A 304-nucleotide genomic window follows, 5' to 3' on the forward strand; every position below is an offset into this window, starting at 1 on the left:
GGCATGCCGGGGTGACCGGAATTGGCGCGTTGAACCGCGTCCATGGACAGGGCGCGGATCGCCTTGGCCATCGGCTTGAGAGTGGCGAGGTCGAGCTTGGAGGTCATGTCGGGTTTGCCTGGGCGGCAGGGCGCGAACAGCCTGGGCGAGGCCTGTCGCGCTGGTAGCATCAATCCCGGCGCGGTGACAGGCCGAGACGGGCGATCAGATCGCGGGTGGCGGGGTCGAGAACGCTGACATCGCCGATCGCAATATCGCGTGCAAGCTGCTTGCCCAGCTCGACGCCCCACTGGTCGTAGGGGTT

1 protein-coding gene is annotated in these 304 nt (G+C 67.1%); it reads right to left on the reverse strand.

Annotated features, from left to right (window positions below; all coding sequences use genetic code 11):
- Nucleotides 1-107, reverse strand: a 107-nt coding sequence (locus E5162_RS15240; protein ID WP_206751145.1) for a hypothetical protein, incomplete at its 3' end; no start/stop codon positions are given.
- Nucleotides 108-304 lie beyond the last annotated feature (197 nt).

It is taken from the genome of Marinicauda pacifica, assembly GCF_004793635.1.
GTDB classification, from domain to species: domain Bacteria; phylum Pseudomonadota; class Alphaproteobacteria; order Caulobacterales; family Maricaulaceae; genus Marinicauda; species Marinicauda pacifica.